The 21160-nt window shown below is 69.6% G+C and carries 20 protein-coding genes; 6 read left to right on the top strand and 14 right to left on the bottom strand.

The window, feature by feature from the left end:
* Positions 1–5 precede the first annotated feature (5 nt).
* Positions 6–1910, top strand: coding sequence for an alkyl/aryl-sulfatase (locus tag E2C06_RS27760; RefSeq protein WP_133291833.1), 1905 nt, complete (start codon positions 6–8; stop codon positions 1908–1910).
* Here E2C06_RS27760 and E2C06_RS27755 read toward each other — a convergent pair.
* From E2C06_RS27755 to E2C06_RS27745, 3 genes are all read right to left on the bottom strand, one after another.
* The gene (locus E2C06_RS27755; RefSeq protein WP_206664714.1) at positions 1897–2667 is read right to left on the bottom strand and encodes an SDR family NAD(P)-dependent oxidoreductase; all 771 of its coding nucleotides are present in this window, start codon (positions 2665–2667) and stop codon (positions 1897–1899) included. The two genes, E2C06_RS27760 and E2C06_RS27755, sit on opposite strands and share 14 nt — an antisense overlap.
* Positions 2664–4796 carry an acetate--CoA ligase family protein gene (locus tag E2C06_RS27750; protein WP_133291832.1) on the bottom strand — a complete coding sequence of 711 codons (2133 nt, stop codon included), beginning with the start codon at positions 4794–4796 and terminating at the stop codon, positions 2664–2666. Before E2C06_RS27750 ends, E2C06_RS27755 begins: the two co-directional genes overlap by 4 nt.
* 90 nt (positions 4797–4886) lie before the next feature.
* On the bottom strand, positions 4887–5501 hold the full coding sequence (locus tag E2C06_RS27745; RefSeq protein WP_206664713.1) for a TetR/AcrR family transcriptional regulator: 615 nt from the start codon (positions 5499–5501) through the stop codon (positions 4887–4889).
* 61 nt (positions 5502–5562) lie between these two features.
* Here E2C06_RS27745 and E2C06_RS27740 point away from each other — a divergent pair, with 61 nt between their 5' ends.
* Positions 5563–6438 carry an SMP-30/gluconolactonase/LRE family protein gene (locus E2C06_RS27740; protein ID WP_206664712.1) on the top strand — a complete coding sequence of 292 codons (876 nt, stop codon included), beginning with the start codon at positions 5563–5565 and terminating at the stop codon, positions 6436–6438.
* On the opposite strand, the gene E2C06_RS27735 is transcribed toward E2C06_RS27740, so the two are convergent.
* On the bottom strand, positions 6428–7336 hold the full coding sequence (locus E2C06_RS27735) for a LysR family transcriptional regulator (protein WP_133291830.1): 909 nt from the start codon (positions 7334–7336) through the stop codon (positions 6428–6430). The genes E2C06_RS27740 and E2C06_RS27735 overlap by 11 nt on opposite strands.
* Positions 7337–7440: 104 nt before the next feature.
* On the opposite strand from E2C06_RS27735, the gene E2C06_RS27730 reads away from it, so the two are divergent.
* Positions 7441–8508, top strand: a complete 1068-nt coding sequence (locus E2C06_RS27730; protein ID WP_133291829.1) for an LLM class flavin-dependent oxidoreductase — start codon at positions 7441–7443, stop codon at positions 8506–8508.
* Positions 8509–8537: 29 nt separating this feature from the next.
* Entirely contained in the window at positions 8538–9509 is a 972-nt protein-coding gene (locus E2C06_RS27725) for a Bug family tripartite tricarboxylate transporter substrate binding protein (protein ID WP_133291828.1), read from the top strand.
* A 352-nt stretch (positions 9510–9861) separates the two neighbouring features.
* On the opposite strand, the gene E2C06_RS27720 is transcribed toward E2C06_RS27725, so the two are convergent.
* Both E2C06_RS27720 and E2C06_RS27715 read right to left on the bottom strand, forming a co-directional pair.
* Positions 9862–11556, bottom strand: a complete 1695-nt coding sequence (locus tag E2C06_RS27720; RefSeq protein WP_133291827.1) for an AMP-binding protein — start codon at positions 11554–11556, stop codon at positions 9862–9864.
* 64 nt (positions 11557–11620) lie between these two features.
* Positions 11621–11764, bottom strand: coding sequence for a hypothetical protein (locus E2C06_RS27715; protein ID WP_193560515.1), 144 nt, complete (start codon positions 11762–11764; stop codon positions 11621–11623).
* A 330-nt stretch (positions 11765–12094) separates the two neighbouring features.
* On the opposite strand from E2C06_RS27715, the gene coaA reads away from it, so the two are divergent.
* Entirely contained in the window at positions 12095–13039 is a 945-nt protein-coding gene (coaA, locus tag E2C06_RS27710; RefSeq protein WP_133291826.1) for a type I pantothenate kinase, read from the top strand.
* 48 nt (positions 13040–13087) lie between these two features.
* On the opposite strand, the gene E2C06_RS27705 is transcribed toward coaA, so the two are convergent.
* A complete protein-coding gene (locus E2C06_RS27705; protein ID WP_133291825.1) occupies positions 13088–13756 on the bottom strand; it encodes a hypothetical protein in 669 nt (222 codons plus the stop codon).
* Between the two features lie 690 nt (positions 13757–14446).
* Here E2C06_RS27705 and E2C06_RS39805 point away from each other — a divergent pair.
* Entirely contained in the window at positions 14447–15019 is a 573-nt protein-coding gene (locus E2C06_RS39805) for a hypothetical protein (RefSeq protein ID WP_241671502.1), read from the top strand.
* A gap of 183 nt (positions 15020–15202) precedes the next feature.
* Here E2C06_RS39805 and E2C06_RS27690 read toward each other — a convergent pair whose 3' ends face one another.
* The 7 genes from E2C06_RS27690 to E2C06_RS27660 form a co-directional block, all read right to left on the bottom strand.
* Positions 15203–15718, bottom strand: coding sequence for a hypothetical protein (locus tag E2C06_RS27690; protein WP_133291824.1), 516 nt, complete (start codon positions 15716–15718; stop codon positions 15203–15205).
* 1277 nt (positions 15719–16995) lie between these two features.
* A complete protein-coding gene (locus E2C06_RS27680; RefSeq protein ID WP_133291823.1) occupies positions 16996–17700 on the bottom strand; it encodes a 3-oxoacid CoA-transferase subunit B in 705 nt (234 codons plus the stop codon).
* Positions 17697–17960, bottom strand: a complete 264-nt coding sequence (locus E2C06_RS40650) for a CoA-transferase (RefSeq protein ID WP_338324238.1) — start codon at positions 17958–17960, stop codon at positions 17697–17699. Before E2C06_RS40650 ends, E2C06_RS27680 begins: the two co-directional genes overlap by 4 nt.
* Complete coding sequence (locus E2C06_RS40645) at positions 17954–18358, bottom strand: 3-oxoacid CoA-transferase subunit A (RefSeq protein WP_338324237.1); 405 nt, start codon at positions 18356–18358, stop codon at positions 17954–17956. The genes E2C06_RS40650 and E2C06_RS40645 overlap by 7 nt, the downstream gene beginning before the upstream one ends.
* On the bottom strand, positions 18355–19521 hold the full coding sequence (locus E2C06_RS27670; RefSeq protein ID WP_133291822.1) for an acyl-CoA dehydrogenase family protein: 1167 nt from the start codon (positions 19519–19521) through the stop codon (positions 18355–18357). The genes E2C06_RS40645 and E2C06_RS27670 overlap by 4 nt, the downstream gene beginning before the upstream one ends.
* Before the next feature lie 4 nt (positions 19522–19525).
* Complete coding sequence (locus E2C06_RS27665) at positions 19526–20365, bottom strand: Bug family tripartite tricarboxylate transporter substrate binding protein (protein ID WP_165982704.1); 840 nt, start codon at positions 20363–20365, stop codon at positions 19526–19528.
* A 541-nt stretch (positions 20366–20906) separates the two neighbouring features.
* Positions 20907–21160 (bottom strand): transposase domain-containing protein (locus E2C06_RS27660; protein WP_133291820.1); only part of this gene is annotated, 254 nt, incomplete at its 5' end.

Here is a 21160-nt window from a genome sequence, read left to right as displayed (position 1 = left end):
CGGCCATGCCCATCGCAGCGAAGCCCGCCACCGCCGCCACCGCCGCCGCCAACCAGGCGGTGCTGACGGAACTGCCCTTCCACGATACCGCGGATTTTGCCGAGGCCTGGCGCGGCCATGTCGCGCCATTGCCGGAGGGCGTGGTGCGCGGCACCGCCGGCCGGCTGGTCTGGGACCTCGGCGAGTACCGTTTCCTCGAAGCCGAGCAGGCACCGCCCGAGGTGAACCCGAGCCTCTGGCGGCTGGCGCGGCTGAACATGGCGAACGGGTTGTTCGAGGTCTGCCCCGGCGTCTACCAGATCCGCGGCATCGACCTGGCCAACATGACCATCGTCGAGGGCGAGCGCGGCATCATCGTCATCGATGCGCTGACCAATGCCGAGGCCGCCGCCACCGGCCTGGCGCTCTATCGCGCGCATCGCGGCGAGAGGCCGGTCAGCGCGCTGATCTACACGCATAGCCATGCCGACCATTTCGGCGGCGCCTTCGGCGTCGCCAGCCTGGACGAGGTGCGCGCGGGGCAGGTGCCGGTGATCGCGCCGGATGGCTTCATGGAGGAGCTGGGCGCGGAATCCGTGCTCGCCGGCATCCCCATGGCGCGGCGGGCGAATTTCCAGTTCGGCGGGGCGCTGCATCGCGGCGTGCGCGGCCAGGTCGATGCCGGGCTCGGCAAGCGCATGGGCCTCGCGGTCTCGACCCTGCTGCCGCCGACCGACCTGATCGTCGAGCCGGTGGAGAGCCGGACGATCGATGGCGTCGAGCTGGTCTTCCAGATGGCGCCGCAGACCGAGGCGCCGGCCGAGATGCATATCTGGCTGCCAAAGCATCGCGTGCTGAACATGGCGGAGAACACCACCCGCCATCTGCATAACTTCATCCCGCTGCGCGGCGCCCAGGCGCGCGACACGAGGGTCTGGTCGAACGCCATCGCCGCCAGCATGGCGCTGTTCGGCGATGAGGCCGAGATCCTGGTGGCGCAGCACCATTGGCCAATCTGGGGGCGGGAGAAGCTGCTCGGCTATCTCGGTCGCCAGCGCGACCTCTACAAGCATATCCATGACCAGGCGCTGCGCCTGGCGGCGCACGGGCTGCGGCCGGCGGAAATTGCGGCGCGGCTGCGACTGCCCGACAGCCTGGCGCAGGACTGGGCCTGCCGCGGCTACTACGGCACGGTGAGCCACAATGCCAAGGCGGTCTATCAGCGCTACCTCAGCTGGTACGACGGCAACCCGGCCAACCTCGACCCGTTGCCGCCGGCCGAGGCGGCACGCAAGCTGGTGGAGTATCTCGGCCCGCTGGATGCGGTGATGGCGCGGGCGCGGGAGGACTTCGCCCGCGGCGAATACCGCTGGGTGGCGCAGCTGATGAACCAGCTGGTCTTCGCCGACCCGGACAATGCCGCGGCGCGCGAGCTTTGCGCCGATGCGCATGAGCAGCTGGGCTACCAGGCCGAGAGCGCCACCTGGCGCAACGCCTACCTGCTGGCGGCGCAGGAGCTGCGCGGCGGGATCGGCGGCAGCCGCGCGGTCGGCTTCCTGCGTCCCGACATGCTGCCGGCGCTCTCGACCGAGGTGGTCTTCGACTGGCTCGGCGTGCGGCTGAAGGCGGAGCAGGCGGGCGGGCTGCGCTGGCGGATCGACTGGCACTTCACCGACCGGGGCGAGGTGGTGGCGCAGAACCTCGAGAACGCGACCCTGACCCAGCGGCTCGGCACCGCCTCCGCCGCGCCGCAAGCGCGGGTGACGACGACGCGCGCCGCCTTCGACCGGCTGGTGGCGGGCAGCGCCGGCTTCGACGCCCTGCTGGCGGAGGGCGCCGCGACGGCGGAGGGCGATGCCACCCTGCCGGCGAAGCTCTTCGCGCTGCTGGACGTCTTCGAGACGATCTTCCCGGTCGTCACCCCGCGTTGAGGCTCGTGCTGGTGATCCCGCCATCCACCACCAGCACCTGGCCGGTGACGAAGCCGGCCTGGCCGGAGGCGAGGAAGCCGATGGCGCGGGCGATGTCCTCCACCGCGCCCAGCCGGCCGAGCGGCGTGCGGGCGACCCGCCGCGCATCGCGTTCGGCGTTGCGGTTGCGCTGCGTGCCCTCGGTCGGGATGGCGGAGGGCGCGATGGCGTTCACCCGGATGCCGCGCGGGCCGAGCTCCGCCGCCGCGGCGCGGGTGATGCCGGTGACGCCGGCCTTGATGCCGCAATAGACCAGGCCGTTCTGCAGCCCCTGCACCGCCGCCGTCGAGGCGATGTTGACGATGCTGCCGCCCTGCTCGCCCATCGCATCGGCCGCCGCCTGGATGCCCCAGATCACCGCCTTGAAGCCGACATCGAGCATGCGGTCCATCGTCTCCGGCGCGATGTCCGGCACGGCCTGGTAGCGCACCCAGGCGGCGTTGTTGACCAGGATGTCGAGCCGCCCGGCCTGTCCGGCGAGCCCCAGCACGGCGGCGCGCATGCCGTCCCGGGTGCTGATGTTCTGCGTCACGCCGATCGCCCGGCCGCCGGCGGCCTCGATCTCGGCGACCACCCGGTCGACGAATTCCGGCTTCAGGTCGTTGACGCCGATGGTCGCCCCCATGCCGGCCAGGTGCAGCGCCGCGGCGCGGCCGATGCCGTTGCCGGCGCCGGTCACCAGCGCCACGCGTCCGGCCAGGGAGAACACCTCGGTCACGGCCTGTCCTCCCGCGGGATGATGAGGGCGTCGAGCGCCACCGCCCCCTCGCCCTCGGCGCGGACCAGCAGCGGGTTGATGTCGACCTCGGCGACCGCCGCCGCCTGTTGCGCGGCGAAGCGCGACACTGCCGCCACCGCGCGCGCCGCCGCGGCAAGGTCCGCCCTCGGCCGGCCGCGCGCGCCGTCGAGCACCGGGAAGGCTCTCAGGCTGCGCAGCATCGCCAGCGCCTCGGCCTCATCCACCGGCGCGGGGCGGATGGCGACGTCCTGCATGATCTCGGCGAAGATGCCGCCGAGCCCGACCAGGACCACCGGGCCGAAGACCGGGTCGCGCTTGGTGCCGAGGATCAGCTCCACCCCGCCGCGCAGCATCGGCGCCACCAGCACCCCGTCGAGGCGCGCCTGCGGCGCGGCGGCGCGAACCCGCGCCAGCATGGCGGCATGCGCGGCGGTGACGGCCCCGGCATCGCCGAGGTCCAGCATCACGCCGCCGACCTCGGTCTTGTGCGGCAGGTCGGGCGAGACGACCTTCAGCACCACGGGGAAGCCGAGCGCCGCGGCGGCGGCGGCGGCCTCCTCGGCATTCCGGACCACGCGCTCCGGCAGCACCGGCACCCCGGCCGCGGCCAGCGCCTGCTTGGCCGCCGCCTCGGTCCGCAGCGCGGCAGGATCGAGCGGGGCTGCCGGCGGCAGCGCCACCGCCGCCGGCAGCGGGGCACGGCGCGCCTCCGCCAGGGCGCAGAGCCCGGCCAGCGTCGCGGTGCTGGCATCGACGCCATCGACCACCGGCATGCCGAGCGCGGTGAGCTCGGCCACCGCATCGGCCGGGCCATGCACCGAGAGCATCAGCAGCTTCTCCGTGTGCTTCTCCCGCATCGCCTTGAGCGCCGGCAGGAAGACGCCGCGCAGCCGCGGCACGTAGAGCGAGGCGGCGAGCTGCAGCAGCAGCGCGTCGCAATTCGGGTCGTCGAGGATGGCGGCCAGGATCTCCACCAGCACCTCGGGCCGCGCGCCCATCTGCGCCGTGGCATCCACCGGGTTGCGCGCCGAGGCGAAGGGCACGACGGAGAGGATGCGCCGCTGCGTCGCCGGCTCCGGCGCTGGCAGCTCCAGCCCGACCGCCGTCGCGGCATCGGCCAGCAGCACGCCGAAGCCGCCGGAGGCGGTCAGCAGCATGGTGCGGCGGCCGCGCGGCAGCGCCTCCCCGCAGACCGCCGCGGCATGGCCGAGGTCGAGCAGCGCCTCCACGCTGCGGACCCGCACCGCGCCGGTGCGGGCGAAGACCGCGTCGAAGACCGCGTCGCTGCCGGCCAGCGCGCCGGTATGGGAGGCCGCGGCGGCCTGGCCGGCCGCGGTCGCGCCGATCTTGAGCACCACCACCGGCTTGCCGGCCTCCCGCGCCAGCTCCAGCGCGCGGACCAGGCGCGGCGCGTCGCGGCAGGTCTCCAGCACCGCCAGCACCACCTTGGTCGCGTCGTCCTGCGCCAGCCAGGCGATGGCATCGGCGATGTCGACGTCGCACTCGTTGCCGGTGGTGAGGAAGCGGCTGACGCCGATGCCGCGCTCCCGCGCCAGCAGCATGGTGTAGCTGCCGAGATTGCCGCTCTGCGAGGCAATGCCGAGCGGGCCGGCCGGCGGCAGGGCGCCTTCCAGCACGATCGAGAAGGTGGCGATGCTGCGCTCCGCCACGCTGACCGCGCCGAGGCAGTTGGGGCCGAGAATGCGCATGCCGGTGCGCGTGGCGATGGCGCCGAGCGCCGCCTGCGCCGCCTCGCCCTCCGCCCCGAGTTCGGCGAAGCCGGAGGAGAAGACGACGGCGGCGCGGGTGCCGCGCGCCGCGCAATCCTCGAGCGCGGCCGCGGCGTGCTCGGCGGCGACGGCGATGATCGCCAGGTCGGGCGCGTCCGGCAGCGCGGCGGCCGAGGCGAAGGCGGGCAGGCCCTGCACCTCGGCGGCGCGCGGGTTGACCGGCCAGATCGCGCCGGGGAAGCCGAAGCGCTGCAGGAGCTGCACCGGCCGGCCGCCGATCTTGGTGGCGTCCTGCGAGGCGCCGATGACGGCGATGGAGCGCGGCCGGAGGATGGCATCCAACCCGGCCCCCGGTGCCGCCCTGCCTGCGGTGACCATGGCGCGTTCTCCTGCTTCCGTCCCGTCGCCTGACCGATCGGTCAAGGGTAGCCTATCCCCGCCCGGCGGCGGCCGGCAAGCCCGCCCGGCTCAGCGCTTCAGGCCGTGGAAGATCATGTCGAAATAGGCCTCGGCCACCTCGGGCGCCGGCATGCCCTGGTCCGGCTTGTGCCAGCGATGCATCCAGTTAAGCGCCGAGAGCACCAGGCGGCCGGCCAGTGGCACGTCCAGCGGGCGGATCTCGCCGGCCGCGATGGCCTCCTCGATCAGCCGGCGGATCAGCCCCTCATAGCGGTCGCGCCAGAGCATGCGCTCGGTCTGCCGGCGCTGCTGCGGGTCGTTCCAGAAAGCGGTGGTGGAGGCGATCCAGGCCCAGCGGTAGCGCTGAAAATATTCGCCGGTGGCGGCCATGAAGGCTCGGATGCGGAGCGACGGCGCGGCGCCCTCGGGCAGGCGCGATTCGACGAACTGCACCAGCTCGCGGGTCGAGCCGAGGGTGATGCGGGCGAAGATCTCGTCCTTGTCGGCAAAGTGGTGATAGAGCAGCGACTTCGAGATGCCGCAGGCGAGCGCGATGTCGCGCATCGAGGTGCCGTCGTAGCCCGTGGTGGCGAAGAGCCGGGCCGAGGTGGAGAGGATCTGCAGCACGCGTTCGGTCGTCTCGCCGCCTTCCACCTCCGGCGGCATCGCCTGCATCTCCGCCATCGCGGCATCCCTTCGTTGACCGGTCGGTCAGGGTCCGGCAATTCCGGGCCGGAGGCAATTGATGGCGCAGGTGATCGACCGCATCGGCGAGACCACCGACCGGCTGGGCGAGAGCCCGGTCTGGAGCGTGCGGGAGCAATGCCTCTACTGGGTCGATTCGCTGGCCGGCAGGCTGCACCGGCTGGAGCTGGCGACCGGCCGACGGCGGGAGATGGCGGTGCCGGCGCCGGTCGGCAGCTTCGGGCTTTGCGATGATGGCGGCCTGGTGCTGGCGCTGGCCGATGGCTTCCACCGCCACGACCCGGCGACCGGCGCCACCGCGCCGCTGGCGCGGCTGCCGATGGCGCATTCGGATATCCGCCTGAACGACGGCAAGGTGGACCGGCAGGGTCGCTTCCTCGCCGGCAGCATGCACATGAACCTGGCGGAGGGTGCGGCGCCGCAGGGCGCGCTCTACCGGCTGGAAGCGGATGCGACGGTCACCGAATTGGCGGCCGGGATCACCACGGCGAACGGGCCCTGCTTCAGCCCGGATGGCGCTACGCTTTATCTGGCCGACAGCCCGCGACGGGTGATCTGGTGCTTCGACTACCGCGACGGGGCGGCGCGCGGCCGGGCGCCCTTCATCGACCTCGCACCGATCGGCACCGCGCCGGACGGCGCCACCGTCGATGCCGCCGGGCATCTCTGGGTGGCGCTGGTGCGCAGCGGCGAGATCGGCCGCTTCGATCCGGCGGGCCGGCTGGTGCAGCGCATCGCCATGCCGGTGCGGCACCCGACCAGCGTCAATTTCGGCGGGCCACGGCTCGACCTGCTGTTCGTCACCTCGCTCTCGGCCAGCCATCGGCTGCGCGACCCCTCGCCGGCGGCGGGCGGGCTCTTCGCCATCAGCGGGCTTGACGCGCAGGGCATCGCCGAGCCGCTGGTCAGCCGCTGACGACGCCCGGCAAGGCCTCCACCAAGAAGTCGAGGAAGGCGCGGGTCTTGGCTGGCAGCAGGCTGGCCTGGCGGAAGACCGCGTAGATGCCCTGGTCGAATTCCGAATTGGTCACCTGCCAGCCCGGCAGCAGCCGGACCAGCCGGCCGGCGGCGAGAGCGTCGCGCACCGTGTAGTCGTCGAGCAGCGCGATGCCATGGCCGGCCAGGGCGAGCTCGCGCAGCACCTCGCCATTGTTGGCGGTCAGCCGGGCGGCGATGCGGAGCTCCTGCAGCGCCCCGGCGGCGAGGAAGCTCCAGGTCACCTCGTCCGGCCCGAGCCAATAGGCCAGGCAATGCTGCGCCAGCAGGTCGCCCGGCTGGCACACCGGCGGATGCGCCGCGAGGTAGCCGGGGCTGGCGACCAGGATGCGCTCGCTGCGCAGCAGCAGGCGCTGCATGAGCGGCCCGGCGGGCGGCGCGCCGATGCGGAGCTCGATGTCGATCTCGTCCTCGGCGAAGCTGGCGGGGCGCTCGGCCAGGCGAAGCTCGACCCGAAGTTCGGGGTAGCGGGCCTGGAAGGCCGGCAGCAGGGGGGTGACCACCCGCAGGCCGAACATGGTGCGGGAATGCAGCCGCACGGTGCCGACCGGGGCAGCCTGCAAGGCCGCGGCGGCGGCCTCGGCGGCGGCGATGTCCTGCAGGATCGGCTCCAGCCGGGCGAGGTATTCCCGCCCGGCATCGGTCAGGACCAGGCTGCGGCTGCTGCGGTTCAGCAACTGGGTGCCGAGCGCGGCTTCGAGCGCCGCGACCTGGCGAGAGACCGAGGCGGGGGACAGCCCGGCGCGGCGGCCGGCGGCGGAGAAGCTGCCGTCCCGCACGGCGGCCACGAAGAGCTCCATCGCCTGCAGGCGCCGCATGGTCCACCTTTACGAAAAATGCAAAGATACCTCTCGCTTATACCGCGTTGTTGCGGAAAATGGCGAGGTGCTAGGCTTCCCGCCTTCGGGAAGGGAATGGGGCCATGGAATTCGGCATCTTCATCCTCATGCAGCAGCGCGGCTACCATCAGAGCTCGGCCGAGGTGCTGGATTGCGCGGTGGAGCAGACGGTGCTAGCCGACCAGGCCGGCTTCGACAACGCTTGGTATGCCGAGCACCATTTCTCCAATTACGGCCTCGGCGCCTCGCCGCTGATGATGGTGGCGCATATGGCCGGGCTGACCAGGCGCATCCGCCTCGGCACCGGGGTCTGCATCCTGCCGATGTACAGCCCGGCACGGCTGCTCTCCGAGATCGGCTTCGCCGACACGCTGACCAAGGGCCGGCTCGACCTCGGGGTCGGCTCTGGCTACCAGAAATTCGAGTTCGACCGCTTCGGCGTCGACATCGCCGAGGCGCCGGCGATCTTCCACGAATTCCTCGACATCCTGAAGCTGGGCCTGACCGAGCGCGCCTTCAGCTATGAGGGCAGGCACCTGCGGATGCCGCTGACCTCGATCAGCATGCGGACGCTGCAGACGCCGATGCCGCCGATCTGGATCACCTCGGCCAATGCGCAGACCCAGGCGCGGGCGATCCGCGAGGGGCACAACCTGTTCGTCACCGCGCTGCTGAACGGGCCGCAACGGCTGCAGGAGATCCGCGGCCAACTGGCCGGCGTGGCCAATGGCGAGGGCCGCAGCATCGACGATTGCCGCTTCGCCATGCTGCGCTGCGCCTATGCCAGCGACAACGTTGCGGAGATTGACAGCTACCTCGACAGCGCGCGCTACTCCCGCCGCATCTCGGAGGCGCTGAAATACCGCCGGGCGCAATCCGACGACGGCTTCCTGGTGCGCGAGGAGCCGAGCCCGAACGACCTCAGCTTCGAGCAGATGCGGGCCAACCTGCCGGTCGGCAGCGTGAACCAGGTGGTGGACAAGATGCTGGCGGAGATCAGCATCCTGAAGCCCAAGCACATCGCCATCCAGACCCAGATCGGCGATTTCGACCACCGCACGATGATGCGGCAGATCGAGCTCTGGGGCAGCCGCATCATCCCCGATGTCCAAAAGGCGCTCGGGGTGGCGGCGCCGCGCGCTGCGGCTTAGCGTCGCGCGACGGCAGGGGAGGAAGACGAATGCAACACCCGATCGGACGCCGCGCGCTCGGCGGCCTTGCGGCTGGCATGCTGGCGCCCCGGGCCGGGGCGCAGGAGGCCTGGCCAACGCGGCCGATCCGGCTGGTGGTGGCCTTCACCGCCGGCAGCGAGCCCGACATCCTGGCCCGCGCACTGGCGCCGGTGCTGCAGGCGCAGCTCGGCCAGTCTGTGGTGGTCGACAACCGCATCGGCGCTGCCAGCGTGGTCGCGGCGGAGCACGTCTCGCAGCAGCGGCCGGATGGCTACACCCTGCTGCTGACCTCCTCCTCCACCTTCTGCGTCACCCCGCATCTGTTCGCCAACCTGCCGTTCCGGGTCGAGCAGTTCCAGCCATTGACCCTGCTGATGCGCGGCCAGCTCGCGCTGTTCTGCGACCCCAAGCTGCCGGTGCGCACGGTGGCCGAGCTGGTCGCCTATGCCCGCGCCCTGCCGCAGCCGATGCCCTATGCCGCCAATGTCGGCCTAGTGGCGCACCTGTCCGGAGAACGGCTGAAGCAGGCGACCGGGATCGAGCTGCTTGATGTCTCCTATCGCGGCACCCCGGCAGCGCAGCAAATGATGATGCGCAGCGACGTGGCGATGACCTTCGACGGCGTCGCCTCCTATATCGGCCTGGTGCGGAACGGTGACATCCGGGCGCTGGCCGTGACCGGAGACCACCGCATTGCCGCACTGCCGGAGGTGCCGACCTTCGCCGAAGCCGGCTTCCCCGACATCGCGCAGCCCTACTGGTACGGGCTGTTTGCACCGGCCGGCGTGCCGGACCCGGTAGTGCGGAAGCTGGTGGCGGCGACGCATGTGGCGCTGGCCGAGGCCCGGCTGGGCGACCAGATGGTGGCCCAGGGCGCCGAGCTGCGCGGCAACCAGCCGGCCGAGTTCAGCGCCATGGTCGCTGCCGAGCGCGGACGATGGGGCGAGCTGATCCGCAGCATCGGCCTGCGGCTGGGATAAAGTGCTCGCCGGATTCGGCGACAGCTCCTGCGCTGGTCGCATCATGGACGTGACGCGACGGCGGATGGCTTGGGTGCACCCTCCCTCGGACGCTTGCCGGAGCCGAGGTCGAGCCGTCGCTGGCGGGCGGTCCAGGCGGAAGATTGCCCTGGCCGACATCCGCGGCGACATGCATCGGGGGCGCCCGGCTCGGGGATGCAACCCGGTGCTCATATGCTGCGAGCTGCTGGTCACCGTCGAGGCAAGGCAGCCCACCCATGCCGCTTAGGCGTCTTCGGACCCAACACCTTCCGCCACGCCGCCTGGCTCGAGATCACCTGCGCCGGGTCAATAGATCAGGTCCGAACGGGCACTACGCCGTCTCGGCGCGCTTCAGGCCGAGCTGCTCCTCCACGACCCGGCGCATGATGAACTTCTGGGCCTTGCCGGTGACGGTCATCGGGAACTCGTCCACGAATTGGATGTAGCGTGGCACTTTCTGGTGGGCGATCTGCCCCTGGCAGAAGGCACGCACCTCGTCCTCCGACATCGTCTCACCCTCGCGCAACCTGATCCAGGCGCAGAGCTCCTCGCCAAACCTCTGGTCTGCCACGCCGAAGACTTGCACTTCTTGGATCTTCGGATGGCGGAAGAGGAACTCCTCGATCTCGCGCGGGGCGAGGTTTTCGCCACCGCGAATCACCAGGTCCTTGATGCGCCCGACGATGTTGCAATAGCCATCCTCGTCCAGGGTGGCGAGGTCGCCGGTGTGCATCCAGCGCGCACCGTCGACCACCTCCGCCGTCTTCCCGGCGTCGCCCCAGTAGCTGAGCATGACGGAGTAGCCACGGGTGCAGAGCTCGCCGGACTGGCCACGGGGCACCACGCGCCCCTCGGTGTCCACGATCTTGACCTCGAGGTGCGGGTGGACCCGGCCGACGGTGGAGACGCGACGGTTGAGCGGGTCGTCGGTGGCGCTCTGGAAGCTCACCGGGCTGGTCTCGGTCATGCCGTAGGCGATGGTGACCTCGCGCATGTTCATCCGCTCCACCACCCGCCGCATAACCTCGATCGGGCAGGGGGCGCCCGCCATGATGCCGGTGCGCAGGGTGCTGAGGTTGAAATGCGCGAATTCTGGGTGGTCCAGCTCGGCGATGAACATGGTGGGCACGCCATAGAGCGCCGTGCAGCCCTCGGCCTGCACCGTTTCGAGGGTCGCGAGCGGATCGAAGCCCTCGCCCGGATAGACCATGGCGCAGCCATGGGTCACCGCTGCGAGATTGCCCATGACCATGCCAAAGCAGTGGTAGAGCGGCACCGGGATGCAGATCCGATCTGCCTCGGTCAGCCGCATGGCGCGGCCGACGAAGTAGCCGTTGTTGAGGATGTTGTGGTGGGTCAGCGTGACGCCCTTGGGCGAGCCCGTGGTGCCACTGGTGAATTGGATGTTCGCCGCGTCGTCGAACTGAAGCTGGCCGGCAAGCTCGCGCAGCTCAGCTCGCTCGGCCTCGCCGCCCCGGGCCGGGACCTCGTCGAAGGCGATCGCCCCCGGGACCGGCGGTCCGCCCATCTGGACCACGCTGCGAAGGTCCGGCAGCCGTGCGGCGGAGAGCCGGCCAGGCACCGAGGCGGCGAGCTCCGGCGCCAGGGCGTTGACCATCCCGATGTAGTCGCTGGTCTTGAATGCCGTGGCGGTCACCAGGGCCGCACAGCCGACTTTGTTGAGGGCGAACTCCAGCTCGGAGAGGCGGTAGGCCGGGTTGATCGTCACCAGGATCAGCCCCGCTTTGGCGGCGGCGAACTGGGTCAGGGTCCATTCGGCACGGTTGAGCGACCAGATGCCGATCCGGTCGCCACGCCGGAGGCCGAGCGCGAGCAGGCCGGCCGCCAAGGCGTCGGCGCGGTCCCGCAACTCGCGCCAGGTCCACCTGACGCCCTGGCCGCGCGAGATCAGGGCGGGACGATGTCCCCAGGCAGCGGCAGCGCGGTCCAGCGCCTGGCCGATGGTCTGGCCTAGAAGCGGCTCGTCGGCCGCACCATGCACATAGCTCAGCGCCAAGTCGGTCATCTGATCCTCCCTGTCACTTCGATTACCTTCGGAGCGTCGTGTCTGGCCGAGGCCGGACGCCTGGTCAGGACGAAGCCTGCCGCCGGGCAGCCATCGCCCGCGCCACCTTCGAGGCCGGCTCCCGGTTGAGGTGGCGCGAGATGGCTTGGCCCGCTTCGGCGAGGACCGCCAGGTCGATGCCCGTATCGATGCCCATGCCGTCGAGCATGTAGGCATGCCAAAGGTCTAGCCCAGCACCCGCTCCGGCTCGTCGGCCGGGCCGTGCTCGGGGGCGGGGGCGGGGGCGGGGGCGGGGGCGGGGTAGCGCACTGGCTCCTCGCCTCATTTGCGCCGGAGATAGAGGTGGACCATGTCGCCCCGAGAGGGCTGTCCATAAGCTATCGACTGAGCCGCGGCGCTCTGCAAACGAGGTTGGCAGGAATGACGACGCCGAGATGCATAGCGCGGCTTCAATATTGTCCAATAGGCGTTTCAGGTCGGCTAGCGGATAATCGGGGCGCCGTAGTCCATAAACAGGCGAACAGTAGGACATGCGGAAATGGTGATGCTCGGGACGAAGAGCGAGGCGGAGCGCAGCTACCTTGTCTTCGATCGGACGCGATGGGCGGCGCTGCGCGCCAGCACGCCATTGTCTCTAGCTGACGCTGACCTTGACACACTGCGTGGTCTTAATGAGACGACCTCGCTCGCCGAGGTAGAGAAGATCTACTTACCGCTGTCGCGGCTGCTGAACTTACATGTGCAGGCAGCACGTGGTCTCGCCGCGGTACAGGACGCCTTCCTTAGTCGGCCGGTGATGAAACCGCCCTACATCATCGGCGTCGCCGGCAGTGTTGCAGTCGGCAAGAGCACCTTCGCCCGCGTGCTTCAGGCCGTACTATCACGCTGGCCAGACCATCCGCAGGTCGAGCTGGTGACCACGGACGGATTTCTGCACCCGACACAGGTACTCGAGGTGCGTGGGCTGATGCGCCGCAAGGGCTTTCCAGAGAGCTATGATTTGCGTCGCATGATCAGCTTCCTTGGTGCCTTGAAAGCCGGTGCGGCTGAGGTGTTGGCGCCAGTTTACTCGCACTTGGAATACGACATCATTCCCGGCAAATGGCAGTCCGTTCGTCAACCAGACATCGTTATCTTCGAGGGATTGAATGTGCTGCAGCACCCCGGTGCCACAGCGGTGACGGCCTCCGACTTCTTTGACTTCTCAGTCTATGTCGATGCCACCGAGCAGGACATCGAGGCGTGGTACATTGAACGTTTTCTGCTGCTGCAGCAGACCGCCTTTGCGAACTCGGCTTCGTACTTCCACCACTATGCCCGCTTACCGGTGGCACAGGCGCAAGAGGTCGCGCGCGGCATATGGCGTGAAGTCAACTTGGCAAATCTGCGGGAGAATATAGCTCCGACCCGCCGGCGGGCACGGCTTATACTGCGAAAAGGCAGTGACCACGCGGTGCAGGAAGTTTGGCTAAGGCGCACCTAATCTGCAGCACTGGCGTGCGGACTGGCTGCGGCCCTCGGCAACCGAGCATCACCTGAAGTTCCGGCTACCGGGCAGCTTCGGGGGCTGACTGCCCGGCGCGGGCTTCCTGACAGCCGGCTGAGCAGGTCGGAGCGGTCGACCAGCCGCTCGACCATAAGATTTGGTGATCGGCACCTCGGCCGGCGCGACCTCGCGCTCCACCCGACCCTCGGCGATGAGCAGCCGCCCCGAGACCAGGGCCGCGCGGTCGCGCGCGGCGATCCACTCGAAGACGACGACCAAGTTAGCCACCCTGTGCTCGTCCTCGACGTTCAGGAAGATCGCGCCGTTGGCCGAGCCCGGGCGCTGGCGGATCAGCACCAGCCCGGGCAGCCGCAGCTTGGTGCTAGCCCGGCGCGCGTTCAGCCGGCGGGTGTCTTGGCAGCCCAGCGCATCCAGCCTGGGTCGCAGCAGCGCCAGCGGATGGCGCCGCAGCGTCAGGCCGCTCGCTAGGTAGTCTTCGACCACCGCCTGGCCCTCGGTCTGGTCCGGCACGGTGGGGGCCGCCTCGGTCCCGGCGGCAAGGGCAAAGAGCGGCAGGTCCTGCGGCCCGCTCGCCACGCTGCGGGCCTCCCACCCCGCCCGGCGGCAGCTGGCGCCGGTGCCGGTGCCGGCAAAGGCGTCCGCCCCGGCCAGCGCCTCGAGCGCCCGCGCCTCCGCCTCGTGCAGCCCGGTCACCCAACCGCAGGATCCGGGTTGCAAAGCCGGTCTCCATTGCAAAGCTGACTTCCATCAGGCCGAGGCGGAGTAGCTCGAAAGCAGCGGAGCCGGCCAAGCCCGGCGGCTATTCCGGCACAATACCGGCGCGCCACCAGCTCCCGGCGGTATCTCTCGATCCAGGCCGCCTCTTCGCCCAGTCCGCGTAGACCGAACCTGCATGTCCGCACGCGCCTGACCTTCTCCGTGACGACGAGCCCCGCCTACTCCAAGACGCCGACATGCTTCTTCATGGCCATGGGGGCCATGTGGAACTTCTCGGTGAGCTCGATGATCGAAGCGTCTGCGCATTCGAGCTGCTCCAGAACGCCGCGTTGGGTGGCGTCCAAGAGCGCGGCAACTGAGGCATGGAGGAGGGGCGCGTGTACTAGACCGTGTGGTTCTGTGTGTGACAGACGCTTTAGCGGCGTGCAAGAGAAGGCCTGGCGCGCGCCGCGTGTCTGCCGCTTTCGCTCCAATCCGGACAGGGCGGTGCAGGGCGGGACAAGGAAGAACGGTCGCCTTTGCTCGACACAAGGCAGCAAACCGCGCGCCCTTCAGGAGGATGGGAGCGTGCAACAACAAAGCATCGCGTCGAGAGGCACCGACGAAGGACAGGCCTACACAGGTGCAACCTGCTCCGTGCCGCCCCGGGTATCCGGGGAATGTCCGTTGAAGCAGACACCGTTCATGCCCGGTCGCCGCGAATTCCTGCTGGGCAGCGGCGGAGCCCTAGCCGCCGCCCGGGCGGCATCCGCCCAGGCGATCGCCGGCGGCCGGCCGGTGCGGTTGGTGGTGCCCTTCCCGCCAGGCGGCGCGGTGGACATCCTCGGCCGGCTGGTGGCGGAGCGCATGGGCGTTGCGCTCGGCCAGACCGTGGTGGTGGAGAACCGCGGCGGACGTAGTCACCGCCGCGATCGCCCGCGAACTGGCGGGCTTCGTCTGGGCGATCGCCAAGCAGGCGCAGCCGTCTGCCGCCTGAACTGCCGTTACAGGCAACAGCAAAGGGAGGCCGCCACCCACATCAAAAACATATCTGCAGCTGGGCAAGGCTGGAGGCACGGTCACGGCCAGGAGAACCCTCGCAACCACTACCAGCCCGACCTCGTCCGACGCTGGCTCCGAGACCGAGGAAGCTCCGCGACGCATCACCGGTCCGGCGGTAGCCAACCCGCGCATCAGAGCATGATCAACCGTCGTTTTAATGATCGTGTCTCCTGCCCTACCCAGTCGCGGCTACGCTGAACGGCTTGCCAAGCAAGCAAAGGAGATCTGCGCCTGCTGCTTGAAGCGGCGGACATGAGAGTGGATGGAATCCAACGCTTGGTGCCCACGCCTGGCGGCGGCGATGATGTCGTCCGGGTTCTCTCCCCTCGGGAGGACCAGTTTCGGGTCGACGGTCACTCCGCAGCAGATGCGAATGGTAAGCTACTGACAGCGAGTGATGCCGGTCTGGGATGCCTGGAGACAAGACCGCAGCTGAGCGACATTGACGCTGCTAGGCACGACAACGTTGATTCGCTCGCGCGGGAGGTTCACGCCGCGAACGCCAAGCCCGGGTGAGCTTTGCCAGTTTTTAGGCAACTGATGCCTCTGAATGACGAGGCGACGAGCCGTATCCTCCGGCGTCTCCCTGGGCCTTTTTACGCGCGCATGCTCGCCTGGGTCATAGAGCCCCGCAGTCAGGACGTCCGCTTCAATGTCGAGCTCGGCTGGCATACGACGTGCAACCGACATGACCCATCGCTCCTCGGGCGGATCCATGGGCGTCAGACCGACTTTCGCCAGCACCTTGTACTGCTGCGGAGGATCGTCCCCCCACGAGTTCTCCCTGAAAACGGTGACCTTGATGTACTCGCTTCCGCCCTGCGTGACTTGCTCTGCCAGGTAAACTGCGGTGGCTAGCCAGTCGGCTGGCTCACCTGTCTCGACCGCGACTGACACGCCCGTCTGCGCTATGCTTCCAGGTAGACGCAGGCGAGACGCATGGTGCAGTCGGAAGGGCTGGACAGTGCCTGTGACATTGCCTGCGCACGCTGGATCGCTTGACCCGCTCGTCAAGCATCGCGTTGCATCAGCTGGAGCGGCGGCGGCTGGGAAAGGGAGGGTGAGAACGGGTAGAACGAACAGCCCGCGGTGGCGAAGGTGCACATCGAAATCCTGTGGCGTGAATGACCCAAACGCTACGCGCACCCGCTGTTCGCGTCTAACTCAGCCTTCTTTCGCCTCCCTCAGATTTCGGGTCGGCCTGGTGGCGTACCAGCGCGCCGAGATCCGCATGCTCTGGCGGCATGCGGTTGTCGGCTATCTGCTCGACCTTGGCGCGAGGCATGTCCTCTCGCAGGAAGGTCAGCCGGCCTTTCGGTCGTTCGGGGCTCAAAAGCTCCTGGTCCGAAAGCACTTTTCCCGCATTTTGCCGCGTCTGCCGGTTTGCGGGAAAAACCGGCCTGCATCAAAGACATACCGGAATCCCCTCCTTAGCTCCGGCAATGTTTCGGTTTTTGCGGTGCTGAGACAATTCACCGTAATCGAGGGTAAGCCGGATTTCTTCCGGCACCCTAGGATCTGAGGCCGGGGTAGGCTCAGGCGATGGGTGCGGCGATCCCTGTCTTCTGGCTGTTCGGACTGCTCGGTGCCGGGATCGGCGCGGTCGGGCTCTGCTATTATGGGCTCGCCTTCATTCGCCTTGCTTGGAAGCGGCATGTCGCGGCATCTCGACGACAGCCTTAAGCCGCCCGATCCTCTGTGGCTCCGGGCTCACTACAGCCTCCATCTGCACTGCGGGTGCGGGCACTAGGCGTCGGCCGGGGTGGCAGCCCTGCACAGCGCCACCGGCTCTCGGCCGATCTGCACCTCTGGCAGTTGGTCGCCCGGCTGCGCTGCTCACGGTGGCCGGCCAACGGGGGGGCGACCCGAGGGAATAATGCACAGTGTATTGGGCCTATTGAGCCGGCCCTCATTGTCTTGACACCAGCGCGATCAGCTCCGCCTTGCTCAGGTGCGGCGCAAGCGCATCCCGCCACATGTCGGGATCGAATCAGCCGACTCCCTCCCGCGCAAGGGTGTGTACGACCCTACGCCGGCGACTCGAAGCCAGGGCCATGCTTCGCTGCATTGACGGAAGAGGTGGCGCTGCCCAACGCCATTGCCGCGGCCGGGCGGCTGATGACGGGACAGGTACGCGGGCGGATCGTCGTGCCGGTGGCGCCGGAGCTGGACTGCTAAGGCGCCAGCAATCGTCCCTCCGCGCTGATACGCCGGGCATCCGGCGCCAGCGACAGCGGTACCCCCGTCACCGCCTGCACCACCGCAAGGCTGGCGCCCTCCAGCAGCGCGCAGGCCCACAAGCCTGCGGCCGTGATCTCGATGACCGCGAGGCTGGTGAAGACCCGACTGACCACGCCCTGGGCGGTCAGCGGCAGGGTGCATTCGGCGACGATGCGCGGCGCGCCCTCGCGCGTCACATGGTCCATCATCACCCAGATCGCCTTCGCACCCACCGCGAGATCGATGGCGCCGCCAATGCCTGGCGGCTCCCCATCGTCGCCCCCCGTGCTCCAGTTCGCGAGGTCGCCAGCGCCGGAGACCTGGAAGGCGCCGAGCACCGCCACATCCAGGTGCCCACCGCGCATCATGGCGAAGGCCAACGAGGAATCGAAGAACGCCCCGCCGGGCAGCAACGTGACCGGCGACTTGCCGGCATTGATCAGGTCGAGATCCTCCGCGCCGGGCGCGGGCGCGGGCGCGGGCGCGGGGGCGGGGCCCATGTTGAGCAGCCCGTTCTCGCTATGGAGGATCACGTCGGCCTCGGGCCGCACGAAGTTGGCCACCTGTGTCGGCGCACCGATACCGAGGTTGACGAAGCCGCCGGCCGGCAGCTGCGAGGCGACCAGGGAAGCCAGCGCCTGACGGGACAGCGGGGTCATGCGGGGCGCTCCGATACGACGCGGTCCACGAAGATGCACGGCGTAACGATCGCTTCCGGGTCCAGCGCGCCGGTCTCCACGATGCGCTCCACCTCAGCCACCACGATGTCGGCCGCCATTGCCATGACTGCGCAGTGGTTCCGCGCCGCCTTGTTATAAGGGAGTTTGCCCATGCCATCCGCCAGCGAGCCACGCACCAGTGCGAAGTCGGCCCGCAGCGGCAGTTCCAGCAGGAAGGGCCGGCCGTTCACCGTTACCACCTCCTTGCCCTCCGCGAAGCGCGTGCCGATGCCCACGGGGCTGAGGAAGCCGCCCAGCCGGCACCGCCGGCGCGGATGCGCTCCACCAGCGTGCCCTGCGGCACCAGCTCCAGCTCGACCTCGCCCGCGCGGTACAGCGCGCCGAAATCCCTGGCGCTGCGGGGGTAGGAGCAGATGATCCGGCGCACCATCCGTCGGCGGAACCACAGCGACAGGTCGTCGCCCCCGGCGCCGGCATTGTTGGAGATGAGGGTGAGGTCGCGCACGCCCATCTCCGCCGCGGCGCGGACCAGGGCGCGCGGCATCCCGGCGCCGCCGAAGCCGCCGACCATGACGGCATGCCCGTCACGCAGCCCGGCCAGCGCCGCCATGGCGGTCTCGACGACGACGTTCCTCACGGCGCTTCCTCCCCGTAATCCCTGGACAGGTTCCGGCCGATGCGGTTCATCAGCAGCTCGTTGGTGCCGTCGCCGAAGGCGGCGAGGCGGGTCTCGGCCAGCAGCATGGGGATGCGGCAGGTGGCGGCGGCGCCAGCGGCGCCCATCGCGCGCAGGCACTGGGCCAGCCCCCAGAGCGCAGTGTCGACCGCAAATTTCTTGCACTGCGCCGCCAGGGTGATAGCGGGGCGGCGCTCGTTCACCGCGCACGCGGCGCGGAACACCAGCGCGTTCGCCGCCTCCAGCCGCAGCGCCACCTCCGACAGCTCCCAGCGCAGCCCCTGGTGGTCGAGCAGCGGGCGGCCAAAGGCGTGCCGGGCGCCACTGAAGCGCACCGCCTCCGCCAGCCCGGCCTGGAGGCTGGCCACCGCCATGGCGGCGACATGCACCCGCGCGGCGTTGACGGACTCCATCGCCGCCTTCAGCGCCCCGCCGGGCTGGTGAAGGCGCGCCCAATTCGGCACGACATGCCCCTCCATCCGCAGCTCCGCCAGCCGGAAGGAGCGGCCGCCGGGCACCGCGATCTCCTGCCGGGTGAAGGCCGGCGCCGCGCCGGCCAGGACAAAGAAGGAGGCAAGCTCGCCGTCCTCCAGCCGTGCTAGCACGGTCATGCCGTCCAGGATGGTGCCGTTGGTGATCCACGCCTTGGTGCCGGTAAGCGACCAGCCGCCTTCGACACGCCGGGCCAGCGTCGCCAGCGCGCCGAGGTCGCTGCCGCCCTGCGGCTCCGTCAGCGCCGGCGCCGCTAGCAGCCGGCCGGTGCACAGCGGCTCCAGCAGCTGCTCGCGCTGCGCCGCGGTGCCGGCCTGCGAGATGCGGGTGACTTGGCCTTGCAGGTTGTTCAGGCAGAAGGCCGCGGCGAAGCCGTGCCGCGCCATTGCCTGCGCCACGCGGATCTTGCACAGGAAGGAAGCGCCATGCCCGCCATGCTCCGGCTTCGCCTGCAGCCCAAGTATGCCGAGCGCCGCCCAGCTCGTGATCCAGCGGCGGTCGAATGACTCGCCGCGTAGGAAGGCCGCCTGCAGCTCGGCCGTGAAATCGCCGGCGCAGAAGCCGCGCGCCCTCGCCACGAGGTCGCGTTCCGCCGGGGAGAGCAGCGCGTCGTATTGTTCGAAGAATACCATGGCATCAGCGCAGCTGCGCCCGGTGCTCTTCGGCCCAAGCGATCCAGAACGGGATTTCCCGCTCCACCTGCGCACGGAAGGCCTCGGGGCTGGAGTCGCGGATTGGGGAGGCGCCAATGGTCTCGATCTGGGCCCGAAACGCGTCACTCCGGGTGATGCGGTCGGCCGCCTTCGCGACACGGAGCGTCACCGCCGACAGCAGGCTTGCCGGCCCGGCCAGCCCGAACCAGGGTAAGATGTCGAGGCGTCCGCCGCCCGCCTCCTCCACCGTCGGGAATTCCGGGAAGGTGGGTGAGCGTGCGAGGGCGGTGATCGCCAGCGCGCGTAGCTGCCCGCCGCGCACCAGCGGTGCAATGGTGGATTCGGTGAAGAACCCGGCCTGCAGCGTGCCGGTCATCAGATCAGTGACCGGCTGATTGCCGCCGGGATAGGAGACGAAGGTCAGGTCTAGGCGATTCTGCTTTGCGAAGATCGTGCCTCCGATATCCGAGGTGGCGCCCACGGTGCCGCCATAGGCGACCTCCCCGGGGCGCGCGCGGGCGTAGGCAATCATCTCAGCCACCGAGCGGATGGGCAGCGCGGGGTTCACCACCAGCAAGTTGCGCTGGGTGGCGAGGTTGCGGATGTAGGTGAAGCCCTGCACTTGGTCGTAGCGCGCCGAAGGATAGAGCGCCTGGGCGCGTGTCTGCGACGCCTCGACCGCGACCAGCAGCGTGTGACCGTCGGCCGGGCTGCGGGCGACGTTGGCGGCGCCGATCGTGCCGCCAGCGCCACCGAGGTTCTCCACCACGAAGGGTGCATCGAACTCGCGCGACAGGGCGTTGGCGATGATCCGGCCGATCATGTCGGTCGGACCGCCGGGTGGGAAGCCGACCACGAGGCGTACGGGGCGGGACGGGAATGTGTCGTCGGCCAGCGCAGGCGCGGCGCCGGCGGTGAAGGCGGCGGCAATAACGCTGCGCCTGCTGATGGATCCCTGCATGGTCTCTCCTCGGTGCCGCGGGCCGGCGTCGCCCCCGCAGAGTCTTGCGGCCGTGCAGCCTGTCGTGCCTCCTACAGCCGGCCCTGCGCGTGTTCCCCCGCATCGGCCCGGCGCCGCGCATGGTCAGGTGCGCGGCATGGTCTGAGCTTTCCGTCGGAAACGTGTTGCCTGACAGGGCCAGTTCGCCGCGATCCCGATGGGCCAGTCATGCGAAGCGGTGGAGAACCCCTCGCAGAGCCAACACACCGCGACGGATCGTGGCTTCGTCCAAGCTGGCGTAGCCCATGACCAAGCCAGCGCGGGCGGGCGGATCGGCGCAGTGCATTGAGAGCGGCGACACCCCGTAAAGACCCAGGCCCGCCTTCGCCGCGGCGTAAGCGTCCGGTGACGCGGCGATCGACCGTCAGGTTGCCGCGGCGTCTGCGTCGCTTGGCAGGTTCCATGGCAGAAGCTCGGCGACACGGCTGACGGGATGGTCGGCGATGCGCTCCAGCACACGCCGCAGGTAGGCCTCCGGATCGAGGCCGTTGAGCTTGGCGGTGGCGATGAGCGAGGCGATCGCCGCGGCACGCTGGCCGCCGGTGTCGGATCCGGCGAACAGCCAGTTCTTCCGGCCAAGGGCCAGCGACCGGATTGCCCGCTCGACCGGGTTGTTGT

The organism is Dankookia rubra (assembly GCF_004355005.1).
Classification (GTDB): domain Bacteria; phylum Pseudomonadota; class Alphaproteobacteria; order Acetobacterales; family Acetobacteraceae; genus Paracraurococcus; species Paracraurococcus ruber_A.
The sequence above is the reverse complement of the archived record's forward strand: the minus strand, read 5'-3'. Positions and strand labels throughout refer to the sequence as shown.

Coding starts and splice junctions, on each gene's coding strand:
- E2C06_RS27760 (WP_133291833.1), top strand. CDS start 6: ATGCCCATCGCAGCGAAGCCCGCCACCGCCGCCACCGCCGCCGCCAAC.
- E2C06_RS27750 (WP_133291832.1), bottom strand. CDS start 4,796: ATGGTCACCGCAGGCAGGGCGGCACCGGGGGCCGGGTTGGATGCCATC.
- E2C06_RS27745 (WP_206664713.1), bottom strand. CDS start 5,501: ATGGCGGAGATGCAGGCGATGCCGCCGGAGGTGGAAGGCGGCGAGACG.
- E2C06_RS27740 (WP_206664712.1), top strand. CDS start 5,563: ATGGCGCAGGTGATCGACCGCATCGGCGAGACCACCGACCGGCTGGGC.
- E2C06_RS27735 (WP_133291830.1), bottom strand. CDS start 7,336: ATGCGGCGCCTGCAGGCGATGGAGCTCTTCGTGGCCGCCGTGCGGGAC.
- E2C06_RS27730 (WP_133291829.1), top strand. CDS start 7,441: ATGGAATTCGGCATCTTCATCCTCATGCAGCAGCGCGGCTACCATCAG.
- E2C06_RS27725 (WP_133291828.1), top strand. CDS start 8,538: ATGCAACACCCGATCGGACGCCGCGCGCTCGGCGGCCTTGCGGCTGGC.
- E2C06_RS27720 (WP_133291827.1), bottom strand. CDS start 11,556: ATGACCGACTTGGCGCTGAGCTATGTGCATGGTGCGGCCGACGAGCCG.
- E2C06_RS27715 (WP_193560515.1), bottom strand. CDS start 11,764: ATGCTCGACGGCATGGGCATCGATACGGGCATCGACCTGGCGGTCCTC.
- coaA (WP_133291826.1), top strand. CDS start 12,095: ATGGTGATGCTCGGGACGAAGAGCGAGGCGGAGCGCAGCTACCTTGTC.
- E2C06_RS27680 (WP_133291823.1), bottom strand. CDS start 17,700: ATGACCCCGCTGTCCCGTCAGGCGCTGGCTTCCCTGGTCGCCTCGCAG.
- E2C06_RS27670 (WP_133291822.1), bottom strand. CDS start 19,521: ATGGTATTCTTCGAACAATACGACGCGCTGCTCTCCCCGGCGGAACGC.
- E2C06_RS27665 (WP_165982704.1), bottom strand. CDS start 20,365: ATGATCGGCCGGATCATCGCCAACGCCCTGTCGCGCGAGTTCGATGCA.